The organism is Halomonas sp. (genome assembly GCF_014859505.1).
GTDB lineage: Bacteria > Pseudomonadota > Gammaproteobacteria > Pseudomonadales > Halomonadaceae > Halomonas.
Window position 1 is genome coordinate 1 of record NZ_JACUUD010000203.1, and the last position, 3,557, is coordinate 3,557.

Annotated in this window: 7 protein-coding genes; 1 reads left to right on the plus strand and 6 read right to left on the minus strand. The window is 61.7% G+C overall.

Annotated elements, in window-relative coordinates; translation table 11 throughout:
• Positions 1–7 precede the first annotated feature (7 nt).
• From IBX53_RS15330 to IBX53_RS15350, 5 genes are all read right to left on the minus strand, one after another.
• Entirely contained in the window at positions 8–280 is a 273-nt protein-coding gene (locus tag IBX53_RS15330; protein WP_290910999.1) for a type II toxin-antitoxin system RelE/ParE family toxin, read from the minus strand.
• On the minus strand, positions 240–533 hold the full coding sequence (locus tag IBX53_RS15335) for a type II toxin-antitoxin system RelE/ParE family toxin (RefSeq protein WP_290911003.1): 294 nt from the start codon (positions 531–533) through the stop codon (positions 240–242). Before IBX53_RS15335 ends, IBX53_RS15330 begins: the two co-directional genes overlap by 41 nt.
• Positions 521–793: a CopG family ribbon-helix-helix protein gene (locus IBX53_RS15340; protein WP_290911006.1), complete on the minus strand. Its 273-nt coding sequence runs from the start codon at positions 791–793 to the stop codon at positions 521–523. Before IBX53_RS15340 ends, IBX53_RS15335 begins: the two co-directional genes overlap by 13 nt.
• A 95-nt stretch (positions 794–888) precedes the next feature.
• Entirely contained in the window at positions 889–1,212 is a 324-nt protein-coding gene (locus IBX53_RS15345; RefSeq protein WP_290911008.1) for a type II toxin-antitoxin system PemK/MazF family toxin, read from the minus strand.
• Complete coding sequence (locus tag IBX53_RS15350) at positions 1,209–1,442, minus strand: antitoxin MazE family protein (RefSeq protein WP_290911012.1); 234 nt, start codon at positions 1,440–1,442, stop codon at positions 1,209–1,211. The genes IBX53_RS15345 and IBX53_RS15350 overlap by 4 nt, the downstream gene beginning before the upstream one ends.
• A gap of 181 nt (positions 1,443–1,623) precedes the next feature.
• Between IBX53_RS15350 and IBX53_RS15355 the strand changes: the two genes are divergently transcribed.
• Positions 1,624–2,211, plus strand: coding sequence for a recombinase family protein (locus tag IBX53_RS15355; protein WP_290911015.1), 588 nt, complete (start codon positions 1,624–1,626; stop codon positions 2,209–2,211).
• A gap of 30 nt (positions 2,212–2,241) precedes the next feature.
• Here IBX53_RS15355 and IBX53_RS15360 read toward each other — a convergent pair whose 3' ends face one another.
• On the minus strand, positions 2,242–3,498 hold the full coding sequence (locus IBX53_RS15360) for a type II toxin-antitoxin system HipA family toxin (protein WP_290911018.1): 1,257 nt from the start codon (positions 3,496–3,498) through the stop codon (positions 2,242–2,244).
• Positions 3,499–3,557 lie beyond the last annotated feature (59 nt).

The window sequence follows — 3,557 nt, forward strand, 5'->3', positions numbered from 1 at the left end:
GTACTGCTTAGCCATTGTCATCTACCTCCGAAAACTGCCCCTTCTCGATCATCGCATCCAGATGCTCATCAGACAGCGACAGGATGTGCTGTGCTACTTGCTTGAAAGCGACCTTCTCCTCATCGCTGATGTTGCTCTGCTGGCTTTTTGCGAAGCCAAAGACGAAGAAGGCGCGGCTCTCCTGGCGGTATAGGATGACCGTGCGATACCGTCCTATGCGCAAAGGCCGGGGAGGCTCATCAATACCCAGCTTCTTTCTGATGCCGGAATGCCAAGACATGCACCGCCTCGGCGGTAGGCTCGTAGTGGTACAGAGCCACGTAGCCGGAGTCCCCGAAGGGAATCACCAGTTCCCGCAGTTCGGGCATCTCATCGAGCGGCCGGCCAACATCGGGGGCGGACTCCAGTAACAGAAAGTGCTGCTCGATGGCTTGCCCTGCCCGACGCGCGGCTTCCTGAGACTTGGTGGCGAGGAATCGCCGGCATCGCTCTAGGCCTTCGGCGGCGCCTTCGGTAACGATTATGTGTGGCACTCAGGCTTCACCTTTTCATCTTCGGTGCCCCAGGTGCTCAACCAGGCGCGCACTTCCTGGCCAGTCAGGTGTCGCCCGGTTTCCTGATAGGCCTCCCAGGAGGCCAAGGCTTCTTGCTTGAGGCTCTCGCGGGCTTCCTCACGCTCGACGTACTGCTGGATGGCTTCGAGCATGATCCAGTGCGACGAGCGCCGGCGCTGACTGGCGAGGTGTTTGACGCGATCCTTCAGTGCGTCGTTGATCTTGAGCGATGTTGCCATTATCGTTTCCTATCACTAGGTAATACCTATGAATACCCTAGTCTTGCAACCGCCGTCCGTCAAACGAAGGTCTGTTGTAGATGGTGCAAGCCCGCTCACGCGAAGCCCAGGAAGACGACCAGCGCTCGGTTGACGGCGACCATGGTGCTGTCATCGAGGTGGCCGAAGGCCTCTCCCACCCTCTCCCGCCTCACCGTCATGGGCTTGTCCACCATGATCTGGGAGCGTCGCTGCAGGCCATTCTCGGGGGTGGGCTCCACATCGAGGCGGATCAGTGGGGCATCGACCCGGGTGCTGGAGAGCAACAGCACCGTCACACTGCCGGTTCCGGCAAACTGATCCGACTGGATGATGAGGGCGGGACGCGGCGTTCCGACGTCACCCGAAATGGCGATGGTCACTAGGTCGCCACGCCTCATGCGTCACACTCGTCGTCGTCCAGGTCCAGGAGAGCGGCATCCATGACGTCCTGCAGCTCCTGGTCCCCGGCGTCGGCGGCCGCGACGGCAGCGCACTGGCGGCGGGCCTCTTCGGCGAAGCCGGGTTGGCGAGTATCCGGTACCCAGATCTGGATCGGGCGCAGACTGGCCGCGCGCAAGGCTGCCCGGTGCTTCTTCACCCGGTCATTCACGTTGTTGCTTGCCACCATGGCAAATCCTCTATTTGTTTCATGTAACAAGGTAGCGAGCCCTCCCGTTACATGCAACTCAGGGGATGTCCAAAAAACGATCGTTAGACGGTCAACCCGGACGGTGTCCGAGAATGGGCTTGGTTGATAGGTTGTCAGACAACAAAATAGGCGGAAAAATTAACGGACAGAAAGGTGGTCCATGGCACTGATCGGCTATGCGCGGCTTTCCACGGCGAGGCAGGACACCGCCTTGCAGACCGACGCACTTCGCAAGGCGGGGTGCGAGCGGATCGTCGATGACACCGTCTCCGGGGCCAAGGCGGAGCGCCCCGGCCTGACGGCCGTCCTGGAATTTCTACGCCACGGGGATGTGCTGGTCGTGTGGCGACTGGATCGACTGGGCCGCTCACTGCCGCACCTGATCGAGGTCGTGTGCACCCTGGAGGCGCGTGGCGTCGGATTCTGGTCGCTGACCGAAGCCATCGATACCACCACGCCGCGTGGGCGGCTGATCGTCCACGTGTTTGGCGCCTTGGGTCAGTTCGAGCGTGATCTGATCCGTGATCGCACCAACACGGGGCTGGCCGCTGCCGCCGCCCGTGGGCACAAAGGAGGACGCAAGCCCGTCGTCACCGACGACAAGCTGAAGCGGGTCAGGGAGCACCTGGCGAACGGGCTGAATGTCCGCGAGGCCGCCGCACGGATCAAGGTCAGCAAGACGGCGCTCTACGCCGCCTTGAAGGCGAGCCAGCCTGGTGCCCCGGATCACCGTACAGCCGGCTCCTGACGACCGTGCGCTGGCCGGGAGACGGCCGGTTCATGCCCCGGTATAGCCCTCTAGCGAAAACGGATTCAAAAACTGCCTGCCCCACAGGAAGTCGCGATCGACCCGGCTCAGGTCGGCCTCATCGCAGACAACGCCCCATTGCTCACGGATGGTCGCTATCTGGTGATTGATGATGTCACGGGCCTGCATCTGGCTCAGTCCGAGCCGCTCAGCGGCTGCCAGGCAGTGGACTAGCTGACTGCGACGCTCCTGGCCATGTAGCAGCATCGCCTGGGTGGCTTCGCCACCGGTACGTGATTGCGGGCAGATGTCGTAGGCTGGCGTCAGTCGATAGCTCACGCCATCCCAGAAGGCAGCATGGTTACGTGCATGGTCGTCGGTGTTGCCGCAGAGCACGTTGAAGACGATGCGGCCGAACAACTCATGCAGCGTTTTCCCTGGCTGGTTGAACTCGGCGCGGATCCGGTGGGCGAGATCTTCATAGCTGGCATAGCGGGCCATCATCTCGTCCAGACCGAGCAACGTGAGGGCCGATAGCACAAGGTGCCTACCCCAGCCGTCAGTGGTCTTCACTCTGTCGAAGCGCTCCACGAGCAGGACATCCTTACCCAGTGAGCGGGCCATCTCGACCGGCGCGACATCGAACCCCGCCTGGCTGGCGAGACGCATGGCGACGAACTCTGCTTTCACCACACTGTAGAGGTCAGTGCTGGAAGAAAACTTTGCCACCAGCTTGCGATCCCGATCATCCAGCAGGGCCTTGGGGCGAGCGCCGCCGATACTGCTGCCGTGCCGAATGGCCTGGTCCAGGGCTGGAGGAAGCGGTTCCCCTGCCTCTACATACGCTGAGGCTGCCTGCAACTCATCCAGGGTGGCAGCCCGGCTCTCGCGTGGCCGGTAATCGGTGGCAGACGTTTGGAAATCCAGTGCCCCGATCCTGTCCGAGCCAGATTCGAGCAGATAGACCAGCTCGTTGAAGTCGACACCATCAGCGGCATCGCCTTTCTGCCCTGTCAGGTGGTTGATGATGACACGACGTCCCCAGGCATCAGGAGAGGCATCACGCAGGCAGGAGGGCAGTGTACCGTCGACTTGCTCCTGGATGCCTGATTGAAGGGGAAGCTCGTCCGGAAAGAGGCTGATCGCATCAGGTCGCTCAAGGTAGCGACGCCCATAGGTAAAGCGATAGCGGTCCTGATCATCGCGCTCGACGCGGCCGGCAACCACAGGGGATGTCTGTTCGGGAAGCCAGGTCCAGACGTAGGCGTGTCGGCTAGAAGTCATCATCGATGGGCTCCTGGGACTGACGGCGAACGCGCTTAGGAAGCAATGTCAGCCGTTCCCTC

What these genes read in the sequence shown, in the direction of transcription:
- IBX53_RS15330 (WP_290910999.1), bottom strand. Translation starts at nt 280, where the DNA reads ATGTCTTGGCATTCCGGCATCAGAAAGAAGCTGGGTATTGATGAGCCT.
- IBX53_RS15340 (WP_290911006.1), bottom strand. Translation starts at nt 793, where the DNA reads ATGGCAACATCGCTCAAGATCAACGACGCACTGAAGGATCGCGTCAAA.
- IBX53_RS15345 (WP_290911008.1), bottom strand. Translation starts at nt 1,212, where the DNA reads ATGAGGCGTGGCGACCTAGTGACCATCGCCATTTCGGGTGACGTCGGA.
- IBX53_RS15350 (WP_290911012.1), bottom strand. Translation starts at nt 1,442, where the DNA reads ATGGTGGCAAGCAACAACGTGAATGACCGGGTGAAGAAGCACCGGGCA.
- IBX53_RS15355 (WP_290911015.1), top strand. Translation starts at nt 1,624, where the DNA reads ATGGCACTGATCGGCTATGCGCGGCTTTCCACGGCGAGGCAGGACACC.
- IBX53_RS15360 (WP_290911018.1), bottom strand. Translation starts at nt 3,498, where the DNA reads ATGATGACTTCTAGCCGACACGCCTACGTCTGGACCTGGCTTCCCGAA.